The sequence below is a fragment of the Candidatus Stoquefichus sp. SB1 genome (assembly GCF_001244545.1).
Classification (GTDB): Bacteria; Bacillota_I; Bacilli_A; order Erysipelotrichales; family Coprobacillaceae; genus Stoquefichus.
Map to the genome: position 1 here is coordinate 78,583 of NZ_LN852696.1, position 23,184 is coordinate 101,766.

Genomic DNA, 23,184 nt, shown 5'->3' on the forward strand with positions numbered 1-23,184 from the left:
TAATGATAAAGTTATTGTAAATCATTTGATAAAAAATGTATAGTATTCATATGAAATTGATAAAGAAAGTTGAGATGAGATAATGATGTATAGAATAGGAGTCATTTCTGACACACATAATGTTTTAAGAGAAGAAGTTTTGGATATTCTTAAAGATTGTGATTATATTCTACATGCTGGTGATATTATGCAAGAGGATATTCTTGATAGATTAAAAGCATTGACGCAAGTGATTGCAGTTAAGGGCAATAATGACCAATTAGATTTAGATGATGAGATATTTTTTAGTATAGGGGGATTTCGTTTCTATATGACTCATCAGATAAAAGAATGGCAGGACACAGACTTTTATATATATGGCCATTCCCATCGGTATGAATGTTATCAGAAAGAGGGGATTCAATATTTGAATCCTGGGAGTTGTGGTCGAAAAAGATTCTCTTTACCATTAACATATGCTTTGATTGATATTGATGGTGATCGTTATACAATAACTCAGATGCGATTATAAAGAAATTATAGTCAATAGAAGCTTAGCGTTGTCTTATTTTTAATGATAAAAGGACAAAATGATTATATGTTATAATTGTATTATTATGTTCATTACTTTTAAGAGAATGAAGTAACTATGAAAATGCAAAAATAATGATAAATTCATTGTAATTTGAATTTCTTTATGATATAATGCATAAGCATGTAAAAATATTTACTGCCTGTCTGCATATGAGTATGTAGACCATAGACCATAGGAGGAGGTAAAAAGATGAACAAATATGAAATTATGTTTATTGTAAAACCAGACGTTGAAGAAGATGCAAGAAATGCAATTATCGAAAACTTCAAAAAAGTATTAACAAATACTGAAGGAACTGTAGATAATGTAAACGAATGGGGATTACGTGATTTAGCTTACGAAATCAAAGATTATACTAAAGGATATTATGTTGTTATGGATACAACAACAACTCCAGCTAATATTGCTGAATTCGAACGTTTATCACGTATTAATGCAAGCATGTTACGTCATTTAACTCTTAGAAGAGATTAAGAGGTGCGTAATATATGATTAATCGTGTCGTACTCGTTGGTAGAATGACAAGAGACCCAGAACTAAGAAGAACAAATACTGGTGCTGCTGTAACAAGTTTTACATTGGCATTAAATCGTAATTTTCAATCTGCTGATGGACAACAAGCTGATTATATCAATTGTGTTGTTTGGAATAAAGTGGCTGAAAATGTTGAGAGATATTGTTCAAAAGGATCTTTAGTTGGTGTAGAAGGAAGACTACGTTCTCGTAGTTATGATAATGCACAAGGACAAAAAGTATATGTTGTAGAAGTTGTATGTGATAGCGTTCAATTCTTAGAAACGAAAGCTGCTAGGGAAAGAGCACAGCAACAACAACCTCAAGTGGAACAAGATAATTTCTATGATATGAAAACAGTGGATTTAGAAAAGGATTTTGATAATTCTTTTGATTCATTTGATATCATGGAAGATGACATTCAATTTTAAGGAGGATAAGACTTATGGCATTCAAAAGACAAAGAATGGGTAGAAAGAAAGTTTGCTACTTTACAAAAAACAAGATTGATTACATTGATTATAAAGATGTTGAATTATTAAAAAGATTCGTTTCTGCAAATGGAAAAATCATTCCTAGACGTGTAACAGGAACAAGCGCTAAATACCAAAGACAATTAGCATCAGCTATTAAACGTGCTAGACAAATGGCATTATTACCATACGTTGGTGAATAATTAAAGTAAGAAAACCTTGATAAATTCAAGGTTTTTTCTTTTTATATTAAAATCTATTAACTTTATATAATATAAAAAATCATAAAATAAGAAAAATATACTCTTTGATATATCCATATAACTAAAAAGTTTAATACATAAAAATGACATAATATGATAAAATTCCTGATGAAAACAGACATTTATAATAAATGTTATCTTTTCAAATCAAGTTCTATCCTTTATAATGAAATTTATCCTTTAAAGGAAGTCAATTGAGATATATTCAGTTAATCATATTATGTTATAATGAGACTGTTTAAGAAAGGAGTTCCTATGGGAAAAACAAATACAAAGAAAATGGTTCAAGGGGCAATGATTGCTGCCATCTTTGGTGCTTTGTCATTATTGAATACTTATACTGGAAGTATGTTTGATATATTTATTTGTTATGTTATGGTGATACCGCTTGTATGGTATGGTTACACATATACACTCAAAGACAATGCAATTGTGTGTGTTGTCGCAATGATTGTGATTGCAATGATGGGATTACCATTCTTTATTATCTCTTCTATTTCTTCATGTCTGGCAGGACTATTTATTGGTGAAGCGTTAAAACGTCAGGCAAAAAAGGAAACAATACTTTTAGGAACCTTGGTTGTTACTTTTTTGAATAATATTTTGATTTATGAAGTGTTTTCAGGGTTACTAGGTATTCATTTTATGGCTGAAATGGAAGAAATGTATATGACAATGATTCAACCAATCACGGCATTGTCACAAAAGATTTCGCTTGATTTCTTTTTGTCCATGGCACCATTAGTGATCTTATTAACATCAGTTATGGAAATGTATGTTATTTTACTATTATGTCAAATCACTTTAACGAGATTAAATATTCAGTTTCCTGGATCATTTCATATTGCAACTATGCATTTAAGTCGTAAAACGGGTTTGATTTTAGTTGTTTTATTGTTTGGATCATATGTTGTACAGAATTTTATTGGATATCAAAGTGTTTATCTTTCTTATGCTTATACAATAGCAGTGGTGACGTTTGCATTACAGGGACTTTCTTTTTTATCATGGTTGTTGATTATGAAAGAAAAGCCAAGATGGATGATTCTTGTTTTTATAGGAATCCTTATACCAATGGTCAATAGTTTATATGTAGTCGTAGGAATCATAGATATATTTAGTGATTTAAGGGCAAATTTATTGTATAATGGACATAGCAACGATTAAGGAGGGATGAATCATGACAAGAAGAATTATTCAGATAAGAAATCTTATTGTAGGTTTATTAATTGGTGAATCAGTCTTATTATTTGGATTGTATCTTCTTATTAACCACTCTATGTTGTTTGCTTTTGCTGTATATGCTCTTGTAAAGAATATTATTTTATTTATTATTTTTGCTTATTTGTCATATCTTTTAGAAACAAATAATATGAGTGTTTCTGAGGCTTTGAATATTGATGCAAAGAATGCTTTGATTTTTGGTGGTATTGCATTGATTCAGTATGATGAGACAAGAAATGTTGTTTGGACAAGTGATTTGTTTAAAGAAATGAATATTAATATTGTGGGAGTAAAATTACTGGAATGGCAACCACATTTAGCTTCATTATTTGATGATGAAGATATTAAAGTGATTGATATTAAAGGAAAACGTTTTGAAGCGTATAATAGTAAGGAAACAAAATTAATTTATTTAAAAGATGTGACACAATTTTTATCTTTACAACAGGATTATTTAGATCAACAGGTTTGTATGGCTTACATTACAATAGATAACTATGAAGAGACATTAGAAAATGCTGATGAACCTAAAATGGCACTTATTCAATCAAAATCAAGACAAGTTATTGTTGATTGGGCTTATTCTAACGGAATTATTATTAGAAGGTTTAAGTCCGGTGGTTATTTGGCTTTTTTTAATGAAAGAATTTATAAAAAGCAAGTTGAAAATAAGTTTGCTATTTTAGATACATTTAAAGAAATGTCTAGAGAACTTGATGAGGTTATGACTTTAAGTATTGGAATTGGACGAGATTCACGTGTTTTAAGAGAATTAGATGATATGGCATCAAATGCTTTAAATCTGACTTATTCTCGTGGTGGAGATCAGGTGGCTGTCAAATCTGGTGATGATAATGTTAAGTTTTTTGGTGGAAATAGTGATACATTTGAAAAAAGTAGTAAAGTACGAGCAAGAGTCATTGCCCAGTCTTTAGCTGGCTTGATAAAGAATTCTGGATTGGTACTGGTGATGGGACATAAAAATTCGGACTTGGATTCATTTGGAGCATCATTAGGTGTGGCTAAGATTGCGAAGGCTTATGGAAAGAAAACGAATATTGTTTTGGATTTTGATTCAATTGAACAAAAGACGAAGAATGTTGCAAATTTAGTAAAATCTGATGAAAGATATAAAGGGCTTATCGTCAGTTATACTGAGGCTATGGAACGTATTGGAAAGAATACTTTATTAATTATTGTTGATAACCATAAGCCAAGTTTGGCTATTTCTAATGCATTGCTTGAGCGAGTGAAAAATAAGGTCATTATTGATCATCATCGACGTGGTGAAGAGTTTATTGAAGCGCCTGTTTTAACTTATTTGGAACCAGCGGCTTCAAGTACGGTTGAATTGGTTGTAGAATTATGCGATTATCAAAATACAGAAGTTGATATGAATGAATTAGATGCAACAATTATGTATGCTGGAATGCTTGTGGATACAAATAATTTCAAGCAAAGAGTGGGAGTGCGTACTTTTCAATCCGCAGCATATTTAAAAGAATTACAAGCAAATGTAACTCAGGCATATGAATTTTTAGAAGATTCATATGAAGAAACTTTAAAGAAACTTTCTGTAACACAGAGATCATATCAATATAATCCATATATATTAATTTCCTGTGGGGAAGAAAATGAAGATTATACAAGAGCGATGCTTTCAAAGGCGAGTAATTCATTATTAGAAGTGAGTGGAATTAAAGCATCATTTACGATTGGACGTGTGTCAAAATCAGTTGTTGCAATTAGTGCAAGAAGTGCTAAAGATATTAATGTTCAAATTATTATGGAAAATATGGGTGGTGGTGGTCATTTTAGTATGGCAGCAGCCCAATTTGAAAATCAGAGTATAGAAGATGTACGTCTTTTACTAGAAGAAAAAATTAAAGAATATTTAGATGATAGAGGTGAAGTATAATGAAAGTGATTTTAACACAAGATGTAAAGAAAGTAGGAAAGAAAGGGGAAATTGTTAATGTTGCTGATGGATATGGTCAAAACTTTCTAATTAAGAATAAAATGGCTGTTTTAGCAACTGAACATGGGAAAGAAATTGTTGCACAGAATAAGGAAAAAGAACGTTTGCAAGAATTAGAAAATAAAAAGAAAGCCCAAGAGTTAAAGGATGTTTTAGAAGGGATTACATTAGAATTTTATTTATCTTCAGGGAAAGATGGGAAAACTTTTGGAAGTGTTTCTACTAAAAATATTGCTGAAGAATTATTAAAAAAACATGATATTAAAATTGATAAGAGAAAATTTATTAATGCAAGACCAATTCAAGCTTTAGGGTATACAAGATTAGAAATTGAATTATATAAAGATGTGATTGCAACGATTAAAGTGCATTTACAAGAAAAATAAGGAGGTAGGAAGATGGCTAGAGAATATCCACATGATATAGAAGCAGAAAGATCTTTATTGGGATCAATGTTAATATCAGGTGATGCATGCCAAAGTATTTTAAGCCTTGCGACAAAGGAAGATTTTTATTTAGATAGCCATCGCCTTCTTTTTGAGGCTATGCAATTTATAGATAGTCAAAATAATCCTGTGGATGTAACAACATTGACATCTTATCTTATTGATAAGAAACTATTAGAAAAAGTTGGGGGAGTAGAATATTTATTGCAATTAAGTGAATCTGTTCCTACAACTGCTCACAGTGAGTATTATTTGAAGATTTTGAATGAAAAATCTTTGTTAAGAAGATTGATTCAAGAGTCAACTGAAATTATTGATCAGGCTTATGGTGATATAGGGAATTTAAATGATTTTATTGGTGAAGCAGAAAAAAACTTTTTAAATGTCACAAGAGATCGTAATGCTGGAGAATTTCAGGATGTAAAATCTGTTATTCAAAAGGTTACAGATCGACTTGTGATGTTACAAAAATCTGATGGAAAAATATCAGGTGTCAAAACAGGATACTATGATTTGGATAAATTAACATCAGGATTTCAAAAAGGTGATTTAATCATTTTAGCAGCAAGACCATCTGTAGGTAAAACTGCTTTTGCATTGAATGTGGCTTATAATGTATCTTATAAATCTGATGAAGCAGTTGCTGTTTTTTCATTGGAAATGCCTGCTGAACAATTAATTCAGCGTATTATTTGTTCGGCTGGTAGTCTGAATGCAGAATCTTTACGATCAGGTTCTATTTTAAAAGAGAATAATGAAAGATATTATGCAGCAGCAGATAAAGTTTCAAAATGTAATCTTTATATTGATGATACGCCTGGTATTCGTGTTGGGGAAATTGCTGCCAAGTGTCGTAGATTAAAGAGAGATCACGGCATTAAATTAATTGTTATTGACTATTTACAATTGATTTCAGGACCAGCCAATAGTCGAGAATCTCGTCAACAGGAAGTTTCAGATATATCAAGACAATTAAAAATGATTGCCAGAGAATTAGAAGTCCCTGTTATTGCATTAAGTCAGTTATCACGATCTGTTGAAAAACGTGATAATAAGCGACCAGTACTATCTGATTTAAGAGAGTCAGGAGCAATCGAACAAGATGCCGATATTGTTTCTTTTATTCATCGTGAAGATTATCAAGATCCTAAAAAAGAAGCAGAAACACAAGGGGCTACAGATATTATCATCGCTAAGCATCGTAATGGTGCTTTAGCAGATATTCGTCTTGTTTTCTTAAAACAGTATAGTAAATTTGCTAATCCTGCCCGTGGCGATCAGCAGATTAATCCACTTGAGGGTGTAAAAGATATAAGAACATAAAGTAAGGATATCGAATCTTTACTTTTTTTGTTATACAAAATAGTGTGTTATAATAAAGAAAAAGGATAAGGGGAATCAAATATGAATATAGCAATTATTGATAGTGATAAGAACTTTTGTAGTCATTTATCTCAAATGATTAAGAACTTATATAATCATGAACTATTGGTTTATGTTTTTGATGATATCGTTGATATGGAAAATGTAGACCAGGAGTTTAAAATTATATTTTTGAATGCAGATGATCCCAAAATATCAGGCTTAAAGTACAGTAAGATGAACTACGATAAAATTATAGTTTTTATCGCTGATACAGGTAAAAATATGAAAAAAGCATTTGGTCCAAATGTTTATGCATTTATATTAAAAACTGATGACTGTGTCGAAGCGGAAGTTGAAGAAGTACTAGCTATGATAATAGAGCAAAATTATATTGTATTGAATATTCATAGAGAGAACAAATATTTCTTTTTTAAAGATATACTCTATGTTCAATATATTGGTAGTAATAATGTTGCTTTTGTCTATCATAATCAACAATATATTTATAAAGGGTGTTCATTAAAGAAAATGCAATCTCTTTTAAAAAATCAATTTATCCATGTTGATCAATCAACACTTGTGAATAAAGACAAAATGATTCATTTTAATGGTCGTCAACTATATATAGATGGAATTAGACAGTCATTTGATGTAAGTGTCCGTAATAGAACTAAAATTAGAAAGGCAATGTTCAGACAATAAACGAATAACAATAAAAAGCAAACGAATAACTATAAAACTAAAAATATTAATAAATGATATGATATAATAAAATTAAAGAAAAAGGATACTGATTGCGTGATTTGATAATAGAGATTGAAATTGGGGAAGGTAGTATTGATATGATTCGTATAAAAAACATGACTTTTTTTACAAAAAGTGAAATTGTCTCTCATTTCTATTGCGCTTGTTGGTTCACTAGGGTTTACAAATGTTTTTGCCAGCAAAACAACAATAAGTAGGGTTCAGTATAATGCTAAAAATACTCTGTTTGAAACCAAAACAACAAACACAGGTAAAACTGGAGCAGAATTTGAATTGGTGACTGGGAGTCCAAGGCGTATTATTATAACAACTTTTAGTGAAGATATGAAAAAATTATATCAAAGTGGATTAGTTGTTACTGAGAATGGTGGGGAAAAAAAACCAAGACTATATTGCTGGAAGTTTTTCTAGCAAAGGAACGAAAATTGCTATATCATATGGCGATTGTGATGGTGGAGTTGGCATATCATATTCAACAAACGGCTATATTGATTATTATTAGAATTTATTGTATCCTTTTTCTCTTTCTTAAAAGTAATGGAGGCTATTTATATGCTAAGACAGTTACGTTATGATTTTTCAATGTTTTTTAAAAGAACACCATTTTTAATCATTTGTTCAATACTTATCCTTTATATTTTTCTGTTAACTTTTTCATCTATATACGATAGAAATAATATTCAGTTACAATATTATGGATCAGCGTATATGGCTAATTTAATTATGAGTCAGAGTTCGCTGTTTCGCTACACATCATTAGTTTTGGTTTTTCCATTAATTGTTGCGATTCCGATTGGCATAATGATGATAAAAGAGAAAAGCAGTCTTACTCATATATTGATAAGGAAGAATAAGAAAGTTTATATTATTTCTAAATTGATGACATCTTTTATAATTGGTTTTCTGATGATGTTTATGACTGTAGGATTTGCAATCTTATTTGGGTATATTATTTTTGGAGAAGAACAAAGCTTTTATAATCATCCTATGAGATTGTTTTTTGGTTATAGCACGAGAGGGATAACTACAACCTTACGTTATTATAATCTGTATTTTCTTAATCCTGTACTTTACCTTGGTATGTATTCTTTGTTATCTTCGATAATGATGGGTATTGTGGCACAATTAACAATGGTTATTGCCTTGTTTACAAAGTTTAAGGTTGTTATATATGGTGGTGTATTCATGCTTTCAATGCTAACTGTTTTTGTTCATCCGATGGTTGTTCCTTTTTATGAACTTCTAGCACCATATTGTTATGTTTCTAACAATTTGATGAATGCCCAATATTTTTATCCTATTGCGTTTTTTCTGATATCAATTATCGCAGCGATTGTATTTGTAAGAAAAGATGTTATGTTAAAATGAATAGTCGATTATATAATAGGATAAAAAGTTGCCTCTATATATTTGCATTTATGATATCCATTGCAATGAAATGGACTGTTCCTGGAGAGGATGGACCATTTGCATTTATTGTTATTAATCAAATTATTTATTTTCCTATGTTATTGATGATTGGATTTATGTATTTTCATTATCGTTATTATCGTAATACATTTATACAGACAAGATTTAAGAGTTTACAAGAAGTGAGATACCATCATTTTCAATCAAATATTTCAGAAGCAATAGAATTCTTGGTGTGGCAAATAGTCATTGCAATCATTCTAGGGTTTCAGACATTTTCATTGGAAAGTTTTTATTCATTAGCTGTTATTATCTTGACTTTATTATTGATGTACCTTGCTTATACAATGATTTATACAACAATTCTAGAAATAACAAAACAATATTATTATGCATTTATAACGTGTGGAGTTCTACTCATAGCATTTCGTATTATTGTGCATACTCAGTTGAGTCTTGGGTCATATACATTGACTTATGAGGGACTAAGTGGAAATTATATTTTAATAGTTGCTTATTTATTTGTGATTGTATGTTGTGTAGTGATTAATAAACTTTATTTTAATCAAAAAAGGAAACTGAGAATAGATAAGAGAATAATGATGTTAGCTGGTTGTATTTTTGTAGAAATTGTTTCTGAATTATTTTTACGTAATCAATCATTGATAGATACATCGTTGTCATTAAATAATTATTATGGTTTTATGCAAAGCAATGAATTGTTTGTGACTTTGATATGGATGATTCCAAAAATTATGTTGATGTATATAGGATTTATGATGTTTTGTGAGAGATATCGATTAAATTATACTTTCTATGCTGTTAGGATTAAGAGTAAAAGAAAATGGGTTCATCAAATCATGAAAGAACTTTATTTGTTTATATTCATTGTTGTTTGTAGTAAATTTGTTTTTCATTGTTTGTTTTATCAAGTATTTGATTTCTCATTAGTATTAATGTCCTGTCAGTATTTTTTCTATAGTATTGTATTGTTAAGTTTATTGATTGTTGGTTATATCATTACAAAATCTGAAAGTATATTTAATTCAATTATTATTGCTTATGTCATTGTTGTTACATTTATAGGTATGATGGAAATTGTACCATTACAATTCTTATTATTGGATGATCATCTTATAACAACACTATGTTATCTTTGCTTTATATTTATCATCTATAATATCATTGTTTATCTTATGAACCATCATGAATATTATTAGGAGGTCATTATGAAAATAGAACTTACCAATATTTCCAAAGTCATTAAAAATAGAATTATATTACAAAATGTGAATATGGAAATGGAAAGTGGACATATTTATGCTTTTGTAGGAACGAACGGTAGTGGCAAAACAATGTTAATGAGAATATTATGTGGGCTTGTTTATGCAAGTGAAGGAAAAGTGATTTGTGATGGTCAAGAGGTTAATTTTCATAAAAGGGTTCCTTATTCTTTAGGTGTGATTATAGAAAAACCAGAGTTTTTTAATGAAATGGATGCACAAGAGAATTTGATGACACTAGCAAGATTAAATCATAAGATAGGGATACAAGAGGTTTCACAAGCTATTGAAAAGGTGGGTTTGAGTGCGAGTGATACAAAAAAAGTAGGTGAGTATTCATTAGGAATGCGACAAAGGCTAGGGATTGCTCAGGCAGTTATGGAAAGTCCTGATGTTATCATTTTAGATGAACCGACGAGTGGCTTAGATGAAGATGGTGTACAACTGATATATCATATTCTTAAAGAAGAAAAAGCCAAAGGGAAATTAATTATTATATCATCTCATCAAAAAGAAGATATTAAAGAATTGAGTGATATGATCTATTTGTTTAAGAATCAGACGGTGATATCTAATGAATAAGAAAATAATAGTCTTTGTTTTAACAATTATTCTTACCATTGCAGGAAGTTTCTATTTAAAGTCAAAAACAGTATCAACAACATTTGAAGAACAATATCAGAAATTTAAGACAGTACAGTTTAATGATGCTTATTGTAATTTTGGTCCATCTAGAGTTAATGATTTTGATATTTATCATGATGTTCAAAATATTGATGAATTGGTCCGAAAAAGTCAAATTATAGCAAGAATTCATTTTGTTGAACGACAACAGAAATATAGTACATTTTATTCAAAAGTGAAAGTTGTTCAGTTATTTAAGGGAAAATTATCAAGCGAAGATATTGTTATTTATGAGCCAATGTCTATTCGAAGTGATATATTATCTATTGAAGTTGTTCATAAACCAATGGATGATTCATGTGATTATATTGTTTTCTTGCAACAAGCGATTCCTGATGATAATCAGCATTTTAATTTAGTGAATAGCGCTTTAGGAATGATACCAATGAAATCTCAGTTTAATGTTAAAAGATTAAAAACAAAATTATATGATGAACAAGTTAAAATAGCGAGAACGGAATTTGAAAAATATGATTTTTTTGACATTCAGTATCATTTTTCAAAGGATGAAGTCACTGTAAATATGGATGGTTATTCTGTGATAGATGATATTGAGGTTTACGAAAAAACAAAACAACTTCTTTTTGATTGCTATAGTCAAATATTAAAGGAATATGGAGATATGGAAGGGAAGATTGTTTTTGAAGATTCATAAAAGTTTTTTGGAAAGTTATACGAAAAAACAGCATCCAACTGATGCTGTTTATGTTCTTTGATCAAATTGTTGATGGCATGAAGGACAAGTGACTGTAATTTCACCTTTTCCTTTAGGAACTCGTAAATATTGATGACAGTGAGGACACTTTAAATATTTATGAGTTTTTCTATATTTCCATTTGTTTTGTTGTCGTCTAAAGAATTTTCTAATTCCTTCTGTCTTTTGTAAAAACCAATCATTTTCTGCACGTCTTTTATAATATTGTTTAGAAAGCATTCTAAACAATGTATATATAATTAATCCATAACAGATAAAAGAGAGGAAAGGAAAGAAGAGGGACAATACTGCCATAATAATATAAGTCACAAATAAAAAGTTACCAAATTGATCAACGCCATATCTTCCGTACATAAAATTTCTAAGCCATTTCATTTTCATCACCTGCATTCTATTATAAAGTCGAATTATGAATGAAATATGTACAACATTATATTTCTGTTTTTTAATAAATCAGAAAAATATTGATTTAATCAATATAAATTTAATTGTATGAATATTTAAAATTAATTTATTTGTTTATTTGGGGTAATTTTGGGGTAATTGACATTATCTTTGTTATTAAAAACGCTATTAATAGCCATTCGTTCAATATCAATATTACTATGCGTATAAATGTTTAGGGTTGTTTGTACATCGGCATGTCTTAGTAGTTTTTGTGCCACTGTTGGGTTTACACCGTGCATAACTAGATTACTAGCGTAAGTGTGTCTAAGCATATGAAAATGAAATCTAAAAGGAATGTGTTTGTTTAATTCACTTATTTTCTCATTTATATAACCATGTTTAATATATCTCCCATCTTTACGAACGCATATAATATCATAAGGATTTTCGTCAAACCAATCAAGAAGAATGTTTTCTAAAGGCTCGGCAAGTGGAACAATTGCATATGAGGTTTGAGTTTTCATTTTCCCTATGTATGGTTTATTTACCCTATTTTCTAGTTTCTTATTAAAAGAGATAGTATGATTATTAAAATCTATATCATTTTTTTCGAGTGCTAGTATTTCGCTAATTCTTGCACCAGTATACCAACCAATTTGCAAAGCAATATATATGCTACGTAGATCAAATTGATCATTTATAAAATAATTGGATATTAAAATAAACTCATTCCATGTAATTGTTTTTTTATCTTGGTCATTGTTTGTTTTGTTTCCTTTAACAATTATATAAGGCATAGGATTGTTTTTTATATATCCACATCTAATCGCATGTTTAAAGACAAGATTAAACACAATTTTATAATGATTACATGTATATCTATTTTTTTCTTTACCAATCTTATTGAAAAATTCTTGGATCATATTGTAATTGATGTTTATAATCCATGTTTTATATATTTTCTCTTTTTTCATTGATCTGATAACTTGCTCATAAGCTCTACATGTAGCAGGGGCATATCTATCTTTTTCAAGTTCATAGTATTCATTCCAAACAATTGCAAAAGTTTTCTTGCATGGTTCAAAATATGAACCATTCTTATTTACGTCATATTTAACTTCTATTTCCCAATTTTCAGCTTGTCCTTTTGTCTTAAACCCACCTTTCTTATATCGTGTACCCTTGTACATAAAAGCATTGTCATACACAACTTTCCCATTCTTTAGTTTTCTTTCTGTAATACTCATATAAAATCCTCCTTTTTAACTTCTTGAATAATGTGTTATCTTAAGTTATAATAGGAGCATAAATAAAAACGTACGCCAATATGTTTTATTTATACTCGAGCGTTCCCTAGTGCCAATAGGGGCGCTTTTTTATTTGTTTTTAAAATATTCTTCTATTTCTTTTGCATTATTAAAAACTACAGTTTCAATTTCTCTGCTATCAATTTTTGTTTGTAAATCGTTTAAATGTTCTTTCTCTTTTTGTATTTTTAAGTTTATATCTTTCATTCTTTTTTCTAGTTCTTCTATTCGTTCTTGCTTTGAATTTGATATATAGGAACCGTTATCATAAGTATAATCTTCATAATCGTATTCAATTAGCCAATGATTTAATTGAGTACTTTTATAATCAAATAGTAAATCTTCAATATGTGTGCTTGGATCTTTATTTGTAAATGAAACATTTCCACCTACTGTGTACATAGGAATATCAGCCGATAACTCTTGTGACTTGTCAATGCCATAATTTGTATAAAAATCTTCTTCTAATTGTGCTAAAAGATCTGTTAATAGAAAATCTATTTTTAAAGATTTTATATACTGTTGAAATTCATCTAACAAAGGGTAGCTATATTCTTTATGAAATGTTATAAAGTAATCTTTTATACTGTTAAAGAAATCAAGTTGTTTCTTAGTTGTTTTTAAAGAGCGTTGTAAACTATCGATTCTATCTTTATCATTATAATCTAATGGCAATAAGTCATAATCTACCATATATTTATCGTCTTCCTTGAGGTATTGAGGAATAACGTTTATACATTTTGCTAATTTTTCTAAGTTGGAGTAACTTGGTTCTGATTTGCCACTTTTATAGTTGTTTAACGTACTAATTGAGAAGTAGTAATCAGTATTTTCAGAGTCTTTGACAATATCTTCTAGTGTTCTGTTATAGAAATATTTTTCCTTTGCTATTGCTATCCTAACACGTTTAGCAAATACTGATTTATCATGTTTATTATCTTTTTCATTATTTTCTCTATCATATACTTTAAATAATGTCTCTAATGTATTAGTATAATGTAATTTCTCTTTACAATAGTTAAATATTATAGTTTTCTGTTCATATGTAAGTTTTTTTCGTAAATAAATAATATTACTAAAATAGTTATCTTTGTTTTCTATATTTCTATTTAGTAAATTTATTATATTTATTCGATCTTCTTTTGAAACAATTTGTTTAAGCTGTTTATATTCTTTATTTTTCATAATACCTCCGCTTATAGTTGATAATATAAAATATTAGATAAAAGTTGATATATACAAATATTTATATTTATCTTACAATGTAATTGTACTTGATGATGATTAAATAGTCAATAGATAATCAAGTATTGATGTCAAATAAAGTTAAGGAGGGTTAATATGAATAACAGGGACATTAGAAATCTATTAAAAGAGAAAGGTTTGTATCATTGGCAATTAGCTGATTGTTTGGGAATTAGTGAACCGACATTAACAAGAAAACTTAGAAAAGAATTATCGCAAGAAGAAAAAGAAAAAATCATCAAAGTTATTAATGAAATGGAGGCATAGAAGAATGGAAGAATTGAAGATGCTATCACAAGATGAAGTTGCTGAACTTTTAAACACAACAAGACAACATGTATCAATACTACGTGATATTGGTATCTTGAGAGCGACAAAGACTGGTAAGGGGTATATGTTTAGTCAACAAGAGATTAAGGAGTTTCAAGAGCAATACAAAGGTTATGATGTAAGTAATAAATTTAAGGCTATCGAGAGCTATAAAGCAGTAAACAACATAAATTAAATACATTGGCGTACGTTTTTATGTTGTTAGAGAAAGGAGGTTGCTTGATTTGTCAAAAGGTACATTTTTATATGATAGTATAGTTAGACAAAAGGATATTAATATAAATGCAAAAATTATTCTTTGTCAATTGATCTATCTCACACAAAGTAATGATAATGAGTCATGCAATCCTAGCTTTAACTATTTAGCACAATATTATAATATTTCAAAACGTAATGTAATAAGGACAATTGAAAAGTTGATAGAAGAAGATTATATAAGCAAAGAACCAATCTATGAAACAAATACAAAATGTAATAAATCTAATGCTTATTACATGACTGAAAAAACTTTAAATTTAATGAATGTAGATAGTGACAGAATGTCACCACGTGATGACAAAATGACACCACATGAGGTAGTGACAAACTGTCATCAGGGTAGTGACAAATTGTCCAAAGGTAGTGACAAAATGTCACCCAAAATAAATATAAATAATAATTTAAATATTAATAATACTATTATGTCAAAAGTGCCTTATCAAGAAATAGTAAATTTGTTTAATGAAGTATGTTGTAGATTGTCTAAGGTTACTAAATTAACAGATGCTAGAAAGAGAACAATTAAAGCAAGATTTAACGAATATGACCAAGATATAGAAGTATTTAAAACTCTATTCAATAAAACAAATGAGAGCGATTTTCTATGTGGTGTAAATCAAAACAAATGGAAATCTAATTTTGATTGGCTATTAAAACAAAACAATATGGCTAAGGTATTAGAAGACAGGTATAAAAATAAAAATGAAAAACAAAATAAATTAATTGAAAGAGAGGTTATAGATTATGAACCAATTGAACCAGAGTTCAGAGATGATCAAATTAAATTTTAATGAAGTAAGTAGAAAGTTAGTGAGACAATGTTCAACATGTGGCGAATATATATACCATGTTACACGTACTGATGGCAAGGAATTTAATACTGAATGTCGTTGTATTGAAAGAGTAAGAGATATTGAAGAAATGGAAAGAATGAAAAATGATAAAACTACAATCATTGAGTATAATAAACAACATTGTGGCTTTACCAAAAGAGATATAGAAGATGTTAATGCTACTTTTAGAACATCAAAAGGCAACATTAAAGCATATAATACATTAATTAGCTATGCTAATGCTTTTAGTGATGATACATCTTTAGGTTTCTATATCTACGGAAATGTTGGAGTAGGAAAAAGTTTGCTTGCTAAAAAGGTGATGAAGATATTATTGTCTAATGGATATAGCACATATATAACAAATATTATTCAGCTGATGAAAGATATAAAAAGTGAGGTTCCAAAGTTTAAAAGTGATACATTGAGAAAGTGTCAAGAAGTTGATCTATTAGTGATTGATGATATTGGAACAGAAAAGCCAACTGATTTTGATATGGAACAAATGTTTTTAATCATCAATAGCAGATATGAGAATAAAAAACCTATAATATTTACATCAAATTGCAAGTTAGATGATATAGTACAAAAATATGATATGTTTGGTAGAATATACTCACGTATAGTAGGCACAACACAATTCTTAGAAATTGTTGATAATGACAATAGAGTGCATAAACAGTAATATTTTACATAGTGATAGAACCTTACAAAACCTTACTTTTTCATTTATGTAGCAACTAGACAAAACCCAACATTTTAATGTTATGAAGTCGAGCTAAGTCGAGGATAAAATATTTAACACCGAAGTAACACTGAGAAATTGATGTTTTAGATTGGAGAAGCAATATATGTTGATGTATATTTATGAATAGAAAAGATAAAATAGCTTATCTAGAACGATATAAAAAATTAAAAGATAAATTCGAGTATTTGGATAATAAATTGAAAGATCCTGATACATTTAATTATCATCATGTTAAGACAACAGTACATCAAAGTCTTGAAGAAAGAATATATGAGCGTGATAAGGCATATGAAGATATGATATATGCTCATATAGAAATTAACAGATTGGTTGAACATGATTTGTTATTGGGCTATAAGTATACAACGGATATGTATGATTATGAGATTGCTAAAATGCTAGGTATAACAATGAAACAATTTAATAGGCAATTAAGAGAGTCGTTGGACAGACTAGAAATTAAATGATTAAAAGTGAGTAGAATTGTATGAAATCGTTAATAAAAATACGAGAAAAGTTGAACATAAAAAAGAATGATTTAATTCAATATTTAGATATTTTAGAGTCTCCAAAAAGAGGACGGTTTAAAATTGAGCTATCCTAAACCAATCGAAAAATTGGTTCGCTTGCTTTCCAAAAAAGGAAAGGGAAAAATTACCCAATCATATTCTAAACGAATGATAATTCACTTCGTTAGATTTCTAAAATTTTAGAAAACGTATTATTGCTTTCTCAAAATTGAGTAACCAATGAACCTAAAAGCACATAGGTTATAGTCATTATTAACTAAGAGTCGCATAACACAACATTAGCAATACTTGAGGTGTGAAAGTTTTAGCACCCTAAACAATACTTAGGGCGGGAATACTCATTCTCTCATTCATTAGAAATGATATGGGGTCTTGAAAGCACCTACCCCTTTGAATAAAATTATCTATAAAGCTTACTAAAAATTTAGTAAGTAATAATTGAAATGTTTATAGGGCTTTCGCTCGATTTTGAGTAAAAGTACATTTTTTTAATCGATTTACAATGAATGAAAGTGTATAATATAAAAAGGGGTTAAGATGTATGGTAATTAAAATAAAAGATAGTGATAAATTAAGTACCAATATGATAATGAATATTAGAGTGCAATATCTTATTAAGAAAAAGAGAGTTCATTTGATTATAAAATATTGTATACTACTTATAATAGGTATGCTAAATTGTTTTATGTATCAAAAGTTAAGTTCGGTAATGTTTGTTTTAGATTCTAATTCTGTTTTTTCAACAATTTCAATTACTGTTAGTTTAACAGCATTTGCTTTCTCTTACTTAATATATCAGTATCAGATTATTGATTTATTAGATAAAGAATTATATGAGCTATGTACAGATTTATATAAAAAAGACGCTTTATATTCAAACGGTGAAGAATTTTATTTAAAAAGAATATTGGATATAAAAGTAAAAAAAGATAAAAAATAATGTATACTTTTTGAGAAGTTCACACAAAAAGATTGCAACTAATTTATCATAATAATGAATTCCAAAATTTTAGAAAGAGTATTATTGTCTGCTTAAAATTGAAATATCAATATAGTTGGGCAACTCAAAATGTAATATACTTAAAAGTACATAATATGTGAAAAAAGAACCTAAGATGCTAAATCTTAAGTTCTTTTAAATTGGCTCAAATTTCAATTCTAAGAGACTTTTATATAAATTGGTATAAATGTTCATGATTATATAGTTACATTTGTAAGGTGTTGAAATTTGATGGTTTATATATAATTGTAATGTCTTGCATTGGAATTCTATTGTAAAATAAAAGAATAGCATATAACATGCTATTCTTTATCAAGAAAATATTTTCTTAATTCATTAGATAATTCTTGAAATTCTTGATCTTCTTTTGATAAATCATAATCACTCATTGTTTTAGCGTACATTTCGCTTAAATCTTGATCTAGTGCACCTGATAAAGGATAAGTTTTGTGATTTAAACAATATAGCAAAGCAAGTAATTTTTTTGTATATTCTTCCATGTTATCCATTTTTTTACCTCTTTTTAGATTAATGGGATTAAGTAATTTAGTAATATCTATTAATCTATTATTTTATTAAATTTAATAGTACCTTTAAAAATGTTAATTTCATATTGTTTTAAATAAACATATTGTCCATCATTGCTGATAAATTCTTTCATTCTCATTAAATCTGTTGTTGGATTATGTAATGTACATTCAAAAGATAAATTATAAGCCTCAACGATATCTCCAATATATCCGAATAATATTGATGTAATCAAATAGTGTGATTTTTGTTTAATTAAATCATGATAATCATCTTTTCTAATCATTAACTGATTAAGTGTTAACGTTTCTTGACCATATGGATATGGGTAGTGAGTCAATAATTCAATTAATTGATTATTGCTTAAAGAATTAATTTCTAAATGAACATCTTTTTCAATATTGTTATTTTTATTTTTCATTTGTATTTTATAAGCCATTTTTACTTTTGTAAACATCTTATCCCTCCGTATAATTTTCCTTTTTATTCTTTACTTGTGATATCTTTTTTGTCAAATTCAATAATAATCTTGTCTGTTCCTTTATCAGCAAAACATAGTTTAGTATCTGTTAATTCAGCTAATTTGATAAGATCATCACTTGTAAATGAGTCTCTAGCATATTTAGTTGTTAATGCTTGAGGTTTAGACAATCCTAATGCATTTGTTAATTCAATGCTTTTTTTATTTTTTAATGATAATAATGCTTTTATTTTATTTGATTTAACCACAATATCACCTCCATATATAACATTGTATCATAAATCATAATGAATTAAATAGAAATATAAATAGATTATAATAAAATCATATTAATTTATACAAATATATTGAAAAATAAATCAATTTGATTTATACTGTTGGTGTAAGATAAATAAATCTTACAAGAACGGGGCTTATTTCTTATACAACTGAATATAAAAATGAAAGGAATTTAGCGATGACTATGAAAGAGGTGTTAGTCTTGGTTATAGATTTAATAAAACCAAACGAACACATGACATTGGAAAAGATAGTCATAGATAAAGAAAAGGTCATTATTACATTTAAAAGATAATGACCAACAGAAATAAAAAAGGCAAGTTACTCCGCTAAAAGTCACTTGCTTGCCTCGTTCTCTATTATAATGATTTAAAAGATAAAATCAAGGTGGAGGCGATAATAAAAATAACAATTTAAGAAATTAATCTTATTCTAGTCATTATAAGTATGTTTGAATTATTTATATCTTTATTCATTAAGTACAAAGATATTAATTAAAAGAAGTGTCCCTATCAATAATAAGGACACCTTAAGGTTATTTACTGCTACCAACAGTATTTAACCTAAGTGTTATAAAAACACCTCTACAAAGTAGATTATAACACTCCTATCAAAAAAATGAAAGAGAGAAAATGTTATGAGTATTTATGAATTTAATCAATTGTTATTAATAGATAGTGTGTTTGAATTATTTGTTATATTAGCACTGTTAGGTATGAAGAGAGGTAAAAGATGATAAGCAGAATTTCTGATATATGGTTAGAAGAATTAGGAAAAACTACCATTCCAGGTATTCCAAATTACATTACAACTATCAAACGAATACCAGAATTTTTTAACGAAGAAAATTTATTAATGTGTATGATCTTAGCTTTTAATTTTGGAGAATTAAGAGGTAGAGAATGTGAAAGAGATCTCATTAAGCGAAATGCTTCAGCTTGTTTTTATAATATGCGTTCTTATGCAGATGCACATAATGGTGAATTGCCTAATAGTCAAGAAGACTTAAAAAAGTGGGTACATCACCATGATTAAGATACAACAAGCACCAATTAGTTTTATTTATAACCCTAAGGGTACAAACAGTTTCCTTGTATGTTATGCTCCTGAAGATGATAAAATCGAAGTATTTAGAAGAGCTTATCAATATGTTAAATATTCTTTGAAAAAGAAAGGTGAGAAAAATGAATGATATAAAAAAAGAAGAAGTCGAGAAATTGTATTATCAATGGGTAAATGAAAATATAAATAACACATATGAAGAAAAAGAGTCATTATCAAAAATAGATTATTTAGTTCAACAAAACTTAAATAGTATATTATCAAAGAGGTTTCTGGATGATCTGGCAGATGTTCTTATAGAATGTTGTGCATCAAGTGAACGATTAGGGTTTATTTATGGTTTTGACAAAGCGTCACGACTTATATTAGGTAAAGTTGTTAAATGACAGAAAAAGAAAGGGTTATCTTAAAACACTGATAGTTCTCTAATGCTTATGTAAGTTTAACCAATAGTGATCATACGCTTAATTGTGAAAGATGAGATAATATTAATATGGGAATATCTGAAATATTAAAAGAGATTAAAGAAATTAGAAAAGTTGAATGTAATTATTTATACAAACACTTACTTATTGTTAGTAGGTGTTTTTTTTTATAAAAATGACAGTTGAGTATGTTATACTTGATTTAAGAGGTGATATTAATGGAAGAATGGCAAAAGCAATTTTATGATAATTATGTCAATAATAAATTAAATGATGCAGAATCTTTACTGTGTAAAAATATGCCAAGTTCATTTATTAAATTTTATCCTGGTATATCAGATAAAAACAAGAATTACTCATTAAAAGCACTTAAAGATGAAACTTTGTGGATGTCATCACCAAATGAATTTAATGATCCTTTTGATTGTCCAATGTGCATTGGAGAAGAAAATATTATTAATCAGATACTTGAATACTTAGAAAATTGTGGTATCAATAAATTTAAAGAGCAACTCTTAAATAATATTAGTAAAGATATGAAAACTAAATCTGAGATAGCATCAATGATTTTTAACAAACAATTAAAAGATATACGAGAACAATTATTTATTAGTTGTTTAACAGATATAAATAATTTAAAGTCTTCTGTTATGTGGGCACATTATGCAAATAATCATAGAGGTTTTTGTATAGAATATGACTCAAAAAAATTGAAAGAGTTGAATTATGTTTACATTCCAATTAAATATAGCACTTTATTTGAACCAAGTTGGATGTATTCATTTCATAATTCAATAAAAAAATTGATATTTAACTCTATATATGTAAAGTCAAATGAGTGGGGGTATGAAAAAGAGTGGAGATTTCATGATATTAATGAAAAGTATAAGAATCAAAAAGGTTATACAATTAAGGTTCAAGGAACAATCAAAAATGTTTATTTAGGATATAGAGTTGATAAACAATTGGAAAAAGAAATAATAGAAATATGTAGGAAGAAAAAAATAAATGTTTATAAAATGAAAATGAAAAATAACTCATTTCAATTACAATGTGAGCTTATTGAAGATAAAAAAGATAGTAAGTAAATTTACTATCTTTTATGGGGTAATTTTGGGGTAATTCTATTTAACTTAAGATAACACTTTTTAACACAAAATTTTAAAATCTTAATAAATATTGCATAAAACAACTCAAATTAACCTCTATTTACTTATTTCATTTTTTACATCAATAAGAATGAAATATGTACAAATTCATTTTATTTTATAGTATAATGATATCTTGTGGAGGTTGAGATTGCTATGTATAATCAATATCGAGAAGGATGGCTAGAAGTTATTTGTGGATGTATGTTTGCAGGAAAAACTGAGGAACTGATTAGACGCATTAATGTCCTTTCTTTTGCTAAGAAAAATATAATTGTTTTTAAACCAAAAATTGATAATCGTTATTCAGAAACTGAAATTGTTTCTCATGCAGGAACCAGAGTTCCTTGTATTGTTGTAGAAAATTCAAAGGAAATATTAAAATATATTAAACCTAATACAGATGTTGTTGCGATTGATGAAGTGCAATTCTTTGATCAGGATATTGTAGATGTATGTGAATATCTAGCTGATAAAGGTTTACGTGTAATGGTTGCAGGATTAGATAAAGATTTTAGAGGTGAACCTTTTGGTGTGTTGCCAGAATTATTGACACGTGCTGAATTTGTAACTAAACTAACTGCTGTTTGTGCAAAATGTGGAGCACCAGCAACACGTACACAAAGACTTGTCAATGGTAAGCCAGCTTCTTTTGAGGACCCAATAGTATTAGTAGGAGCTGTTGAACATTATGAGCCAAGATGTCGACATTGCCATGAAATTTTAAATAAACCACATAAATTTTAAAAGTTCATAATCAAGACATATTTATCGTTTATATTAATAGATGTCGAAAGACAAATACGATAGTATTGATTCCCCTCAAATCTATCATATATCCCTAAGAAAGAGATGCCTCCCCAAAGCATCTCTTTCATTTTGTATAAATGTATATTTTTAAATAATAAAGTGATAATAAATAAGGTGAGA

31 protein-coding genes are annotated in these 23,184 nt (G+C 28.2%); 25 read left to right on the forward strand and 6 right to left on the reverse strand.

What is annotated here, in order from left to right; all coding sequences use genetic code 11:
- Window positions 1-85 precede the first annotated feature (85 nt).
- From BN1865_RS12805 to BN1865_RS12870, 14 genes are all read left to right on the forward strand, one after another.
- The gene (locus BN1865_RS12805) at window positions 86-511 is read left to right on the forward strand and encodes a metallophosphoesterase family protein (protein ID WP_050637659.1); all 426 of its coding nucleotides are present in this window, start codon (window positions 86-88) and stop codon (window positions 509-511) included.
- A gap of 252 nt (window positions 512-763) precedes the next feature.
- Window positions 764-1,048: a 30S ribosomal protein S6 gene (rpsF, locus tag BN1865_RS12810; RefSeq protein WP_050637660.1), complete on the forward strand. Its 285-nt coding sequence runs from the start codon at window positions 764-766 to the stop codon at window positions 1,046-1,048.
- A gap of 14 nt (window positions 1,049-1,062) precedes the next feature.
- Complete coding sequence (gene ssb / locus BN1865_RS12815) at window positions 1,063-1,518, forward strand: single-stranded DNA-binding protein (protein WP_050637661.1); 456 nt, start codon at window positions 1,063-1,065, stop codon at window positions 1,516-1,518.
- Between the two features lie 14 nt (window positions 1,519-1,532).
- Window positions 1,533-1,763 carry a 30S ribosomal protein S18 gene (gene rpsR / locus BN1865_RS12820; protein ID WP_050637662.1) on the forward strand — a complete coding sequence of 77 codons (231 nt, stop codon included), beginning with the start codon at window positions 1,533-1,535 and terminating at the stop codon, window positions 1,761-1,763.
- A gap of 315 nt (window positions 1,764-2,078) precedes the next feature.
- Window positions 2,079-2,990 carry a DUF2232 domain-containing protein gene (locus tag BN1865_RS12825; RefSeq protein WP_050637663.1) on the forward strand — a complete coding sequence of 304 codons (912 nt, stop codon included), beginning with the start codon at window positions 2,079-2,081 and terminating at the stop codon, window positions 2,988-2,990.
- Window positions 2,991-3,003: 13 nt separating this feature from the next.
- The gene (locus tag BN1865_RS12830) at window positions 3,004-4,965 is read left to right on the forward strand and encodes a GGDEF domain-containing protein (RefSeq protein ID WP_050637664.1); all 1,962 of its coding nucleotides are present in this window, start codon (window positions 3,004-3,006) and stop codon (window positions 4,963-4,965) included.
- The gene (rplI, locus tag BN1865_RS12835; RefSeq protein ID WP_050637665.1) at window positions 4,965-5,411 is read left to right on the forward strand and encodes a 50S ribosomal protein L9; all 447 of its coding nucleotides are present in this window, start codon (window positions 4,965-4,967) and stop codon (window positions 5,409-5,411) included. Before BN1865_RS12830 ends, rplI begins: the two co-directional genes overlap by 1 nt.
- A gap of 12 nt (window positions 5,412-5,423) precedes the next feature.
- The gene (gene dnaB / locus BN1865_RS12840; RefSeq protein WP_050637666.1) at window positions 5,424-6,794 is read left to right on the forward strand and encodes a replicative DNA helicase; all 1,371 of its coding nucleotides are present in this window, start codon (window positions 5,424-5,426) and stop codon (window positions 6,792-6,794) included.
- Between the two features lie 81 nt (window positions 6,795-6,875).
- Complete coding sequence (locus BN1865_RS12845) at window positions 6,876-7,538, forward strand: LytTR family transcriptional regulator DNA-binding domain-containing protein (RefSeq protein WP_050637667.1); 663 nt, start codon at window positions 6,876-6,878, stop codon at window positions 7,536-7,538.
- 177 nt (window positions 7,539-7,715) lie between these two features.
- Complete coding sequence (locus BN1865_RS12850; protein ID WP_157844129.1) at window positions 7,716-8,012, forward strand: hypothetical protein; 297 nt, start codon at window positions 7,716-7,718, stop codon at window positions 8,010-8,012.
- Between the two features lie 141 nt (window positions 8,013-8,153).
- Window positions 8,154-8,969, forward strand: coding sequence for a hypothetical protein (locus BN1865_RS12855; RefSeq protein WP_050637669.1), 816 nt, complete (start codon window positions 8,154-8,156; stop codon window positions 8,967-8,969).
- A 50-nt stretch (window positions 8,970-9,019) separates the two neighbouring features.
- A complete protein-coding gene (locus tag BN1865_RS12860) occupies window positions 9,020-10,231 on the forward strand; it encodes a hypothetical protein (RefSeq protein ID WP_050637670.1) in 1,212 nt (403 codons plus the stop codon).
- Window positions 10,232-10,240: 9 nt separating this feature from the next.
- A complete protein-coding gene (locus BN1865_RS12865) occupies window positions 10,241-10,876 on the forward strand; it encodes an ATP-binding cassette domain-containing protein (protein WP_050637671.1) in 636 nt (211 codons plus the stop codon).
- Complete coding sequence (locus BN1865_RS12870; protein ID WP_050637672.1) at window positions 10,869-11,633, forward strand: hypothetical protein; 765 nt, start codon at window positions 10,869-10,871, stop codon at window positions 11,631-11,633. The genes BN1865_RS12865 and BN1865_RS12870 overlap by 8 nt, the downstream gene beginning before the upstream one ends.
- Before the next feature lie 48 nt (window positions 11,634-11,681).
- Here the strand turns inward: BN1865_RS12870 and BN1865_RS12875 are convergent, their stop codons facing one another.
- The 3 genes from BN1865_RS12875 to BN1865_RS12885 form a co-directional block, all read right to left on the reverse strand.
- The gene (locus BN1865_RS12875; RefSeq protein ID WP_232780397.1) at window positions 11,682-12,047 is read right to left on the reverse strand and encodes a hypothetical protein; all 366 of its coding nucleotides are present in this window, start codon (window positions 12,045-12,047) and stop codon (window positions 11,682-11,684) included.
- A gap of 152 nt (window positions 12,048-12,199) precedes the next feature.
- On the reverse strand, window positions 12,200-13,327 hold the full coding sequence (locus BN1865_RS12880) for a site-specific integrase (protein WP_050637674.1): 1,128 nt from the start codon (window positions 13,325-13,327) through the stop codon (window positions 12,200-12,202).
- Between the two features lie 129 nt (window positions 13,328-13,456).
- Window positions 13,457-14,572, reverse strand: a complete 1,116-nt coding sequence (locus BN1865_RS12885) for a helix-turn-helix domain-containing protein (protein WP_050637675.1) — start codon at window positions 14,570-14,572, stop codon at window positions 13,457-13,459.
- Between the two features lie 156 nt (window positions 14,573-14,728).
- Here BN1865_RS12885 and BN1865_RS18635 point away from each other — a divergent pair, with 156 nt between their 5' ends.
- From BN1865_RS18635 to BN1865_RS12910, 6 genes are all read left to right on the forward strand, one after another.
- Window positions 14,729-14,899 (forward strand): hypothetical protein, encoded by a 171-nt coding sequence (locus BN1865_RS18635; protein ID WP_198527286.1) that lies wholly within the window; start codon window positions 14,729-14,731, stop codon window positions 14,897-14,899.
- Window positions 14,900-14,903: 4 nt separating this feature from the next.
- Window positions 14,904-15,137 (forward strand): helix-turn-helix domain-containing protein, encoded by a 234-nt coding sequence (locus tag BN1865_RS12890; RefSeq protein WP_050637676.1) that lies wholly within the window; start codon window positions 14,904-14,906, stop codon window positions 15,135-15,137.
- A 49-nt stretch (window positions 15,138-15,186) separates the two neighbouring features.
- On the forward strand, window positions 15,187-16,011 hold the full coding sequence (locus BN1865_RS12895; protein WP_050637677.1) for a helix-turn-helix domain-containing protein: 825 nt from the start codon (window positions 15,187-15,189) through the stop codon (window positions 16,009-16,011).
- Window positions 15,965-16,738: an ATP-binding protein gene (locus BN1865_RS12900; RefSeq protein WP_082189995.1), complete on the forward strand. Its 774-nt coding sequence runs from the start codon at window positions 15,965-15,967 to the stop codon at window positions 16,736-16,738. Before BN1865_RS12895 ends, BN1865_RS12900 begins: the two co-directional genes overlap by 47 nt.
- 182 nt (window positions 16,739-16,920) lie before the next feature.
- Window positions 16,921-17,268, forward strand: coding sequence for a hypothetical protein (locus tag BN1865_RS12905; protein WP_050637679.1), 348 nt, complete (start codon window positions 16,921-16,923; stop codon window positions 17,266-17,268).
- Window positions 17,269-17,872: 604 nt separating this feature from the next.
- A complete protein-coding gene (locus BN1865_RS12910) occupies window positions 17,873-18,271 on the forward strand; it encodes a hypothetical protein (protein ID WP_050637680.1) in 399 nt (132 codons plus the stop codon).
- 362 nt (window positions 18,272-18,633) lie between these two features.
- On the opposite strand, the gene BN1865_RS12915 is transcribed toward BN1865_RS12910, so the two are convergent.
- Genes BN1865_RS12915 through BN1865_RS12925 form a run of 3 tightly spaced genes read right to left on the reverse strand, consistent with a single transcriptional unit; the run spans window position 18,634 to window position 19,588 of the window.
- Complete coding sequence (locus BN1865_RS12915) at window positions 18,634-18,840, reverse strand: hypothetical protein (protein WP_050637681.1); 207 nt, start codon at window positions 18,838-18,840, stop codon at window positions 18,634-18,636.
- Between the two features lie 50 nt (window positions 18,841-18,890).
- Window positions 18,891-19,316 carry a hypothetical protein gene (locus tag BN1865_RS12920; protein ID WP_050637682.1) on the reverse strand — a complete coding sequence of 142 codons (426 nt, stop codon included), beginning with the start codon at window positions 19,314-19,316 and terminating at the stop codon, window positions 18,891-18,893.
- A 26-nt stretch (window positions 19,317-19,342) separates the two neighbouring features.
- Window positions 19,343-19,588 (reverse strand): helix-turn-helix domain-containing protein, encoded by a 246-nt coding sequence (locus BN1865_RS12925; RefSeq protein WP_050637683.1) that lies wholly within the window; start codon window positions 19,586-19,588, stop codon window positions 19,343-19,345.
- Window positions 19,589-20,351: 763 nt separating this feature from the next.
- Between BN1865_RS12925 and BN1865_RS12930 the strand changes: the two genes are divergently transcribed.
- The 5 genes from BN1865_RS12930 (at window position 20,352) to BN1865_RS12945 (ending at window position 23,001) form a co-directional block, all read left to right on the forward strand.
- Window positions 20,352-20,654 carry a hypothetical protein gene (locus BN1865_RS12930; RefSeq protein WP_050637684.1) on the forward strand — a complete coding sequence of 101 codons (303 nt, stop codon included), beginning with the start codon at window positions 20,352-20,354 and terminating at the stop codon, window positions 20,652-20,654.
- Window positions 20,647-20,811, forward strand: a complete 165-nt coding sequence (locus BN1865_RS18445; RefSeq protein WP_157844130.1) for a hypothetical protein — start codon at window positions 20,647-20,649, stop codon at window positions 20,809-20,811. Before BN1865_RS12930 ends, BN1865_RS18445 begins: the two co-directional genes overlap by 8 nt.
- Window positions 20,804-21,067, forward strand: a complete 264-nt coding sequence (locus BN1865_RS12935; protein WP_050637685.1) for a hypothetical protein — start codon at window positions 20,804-20,806, stop codon at window positions 21,065-21,067. Before BN1865_RS18445 ends, BN1865_RS12935 begins: the two co-directional genes overlap by 8 nt.
- A 257-nt stretch (window positions 21,068-21,324) precedes the next feature.
- Window positions 21,325-22,194: a DUF2971 domain-containing protein gene (locus tag BN1865_RS12940; protein ID WP_050637686.1), complete on the forward strand. Its 870-nt coding sequence runs from the start codon at window positions 21,325-21,327 to the stop codon at window positions 22,192-22,194.
- Between the two features lie 216 nt (window positions 22,195-22,410).
- A complete protein-coding gene (locus tag BN1865_RS12945) occupies window positions 22,411-23,001 on the forward strand; it encodes a thymidine kinase (protein WP_050637687.1) in 591 nt (196 codons plus the stop codon).
- The last annotated feature ends 183 nt before the right edge of the window (window positions 23,002-23,184 follow it).

Bases quoted from the DNA above. Each gene is read 5' to 3' on its own strand.
- BN1865_RS12805 (WP_050637659.1), top strand. From the start codon at position 86: ATGTATAGAATAGGAGTCATTTCTGACACACATAATGTTTTAAGAGAA.
- rpsF (WP_050637660.1), top strand. From the start codon at position 764: ATGAACAAATATGAAATTATGTTTATTGTAAAACCAGACGTTGAAGAA.
- ssb (WP_050637661.1), top strand. From the start codon at position 1,063: ATGATTAATCGTGTCGTACTCGTTGGTAGAATGACAAGAGACCCAGAA.
- rpsR (WP_050637662.1), top strand. From the start codon at position 1,533: ATGGCATTCAAAAGACAAAGAATGGGTAGAAAGAAAGTTTGCTACTTT.
- BN1865_RS12825 (WP_050637663.1), top strand. From the start codon at position 2,079: ATGGGAAAAACAAATACAAAGAAAATGGTTCAAGGGGCAATGATTGCT.
- BN1865_RS12830 (WP_050637664.1), top strand. From the start codon at position 3,004: ATGACAAGAAGAATTATTCAGATAAGAAATCTTATTGTAGGTTTATTA.
- rplI (WP_050637665.1), top strand. From the start codon at position 4,965: ATGAAAGTGATTTTAACACAAGATGTAAAGAAAGTAGGAAAGAAAGGG.
- dnaB (WP_050637666.1), top strand. From the start codon at position 5,424: ATGGCTAGAGAATATCCACATGATATAGAAGCAGAAAGATCTTTATTG.
- BN1865_RS12845 (WP_050637667.1), top strand. From the start codon at position 6,876: ATGAATATAGCAATTATTGATAGTGATAAGAACTTTTGTAGTCATTTA.
- BN1865_RS12855 (WP_050637669.1), top strand. From the start codon at position 8,154: ATGCTAAGACAGTTACGTTATGATTTTTCAATGTTTTTTAAAAGAACA.
- BN1865_RS12860 (WP_050637670.1), top strand. From the start codon at position 9,020: ATGATATCCATTGCAATGAAATGGACTGTTCCTGGAGAGGATGGACCA.
- BN1865_RS12865 (WP_050637671.1), top strand. From the start codon at position 10,241: ATGAAAATAGAACTTACCAATATTTCCAAAGTCATTAAAAATAGAATT.
- BN1865_RS12870 (WP_050637672.1), top strand. From the start codon at position 10,869: ATGAATAAGAAAATAATAGTCTTTGTTTTAACAATTATTCTTACCATT.
- BN1865_RS12875 (WP_232780397.1), bottom strand. From the start codon at position 12,047: ATGTACGGAAGATATGGCGTTGATCAATTTGGTAACTTTTTATTTGTG.
- BN1865_RS12880 (WP_050637674.1), bottom strand. From the start codon at position 13,327: ATGAGTATTACAGAAAGAAAACTAAAGAATGGGAAAGTTGTGTATGAC.
- BN1865_RS12885 (WP_050637675.1), bottom strand. From the start codon at position 14,572: ATGAAAAATAAAGAATATAAACAGCTTAAACAAATTGTTTCAAAAGAA.
- BN1865_RS18635 (WP_198527286.1), top strand. From the start codon at position 14,729: ATGAATAACAGGGACATTAGAAATCTATTAAAAGAGAAAGGTTTGTAT.
- BN1865_RS12890 (WP_050637676.1), top strand. From the start codon at position 14,904: ATGGAAGAATTGAAGATGCTATCACAAGATGAAGTTGCTGAACTTTTA.
- BN1865_RS12900 (WP_082189995.1), top strand. From the start codon at position 15,965: ATGAACCAATTGAACCAGAGTTCAGAGATGATCAAATTAAATTTTAAT.
- BN1865_RS12905 (WP_050637679.1), top strand. From the start codon at position 16,921: ATGAATAGAAAAGATAAAATAGCTTATCTAGAACGATATAAAAAATTA.
- BN1865_RS12910 (WP_050637680.1), top strand. From the start codon at position 17,873: ATGGTAATTAAAATAAAAGATAGTGATAAATTAAGTACCAATATGATA.
- BN1865_RS12915 (WP_050637681.1), bottom strand. From the start codon at position 18,840: ATGGATAACATGGAAGAATATACAAAAAAATTACTTGCTTTGCTATAT.
- BN1865_RS12920 (WP_050637682.1), bottom strand. From the start codon at position 19,316: ATGTTTACAAAAGTAAAAATGGCTTATAAAATACAAATGAAAAATAAA.
- BN1865_RS12930 (WP_050637684.1), top strand. From the start codon at position 20,352: ATGATAAGCAGAATTTCTGATATATGGTTAGAAGAATTAGGAAAAACT.
- BN1865_RS18445 (WP_157844130.1), top strand. From the start codon at position 20,647: ATGATTAAGATACAACAAGCACCAATTAGTTTTATTTATAACCCTAAG.
- BN1865_RS12935 (WP_050637685.1), top strand. From the start codon at position 20,804: ATGAATGATATAAAAAAAGAAGAAGTCGAGAAATTGTATTATCAATGG.
- BN1865_RS12940 (WP_050637686.1), top strand. From the start codon at position 21,325: ATGGAAGAATGGCAAAAGCAATTTTATGATAATTATGTCAATAATAAA.
- BN1865_RS12945 (WP_050637687.1), top strand. From the start codon at position 22,411: ATGTATAATCAATATCGAGAAGGATGGCTAGAAGTTATTTGTGGATGT.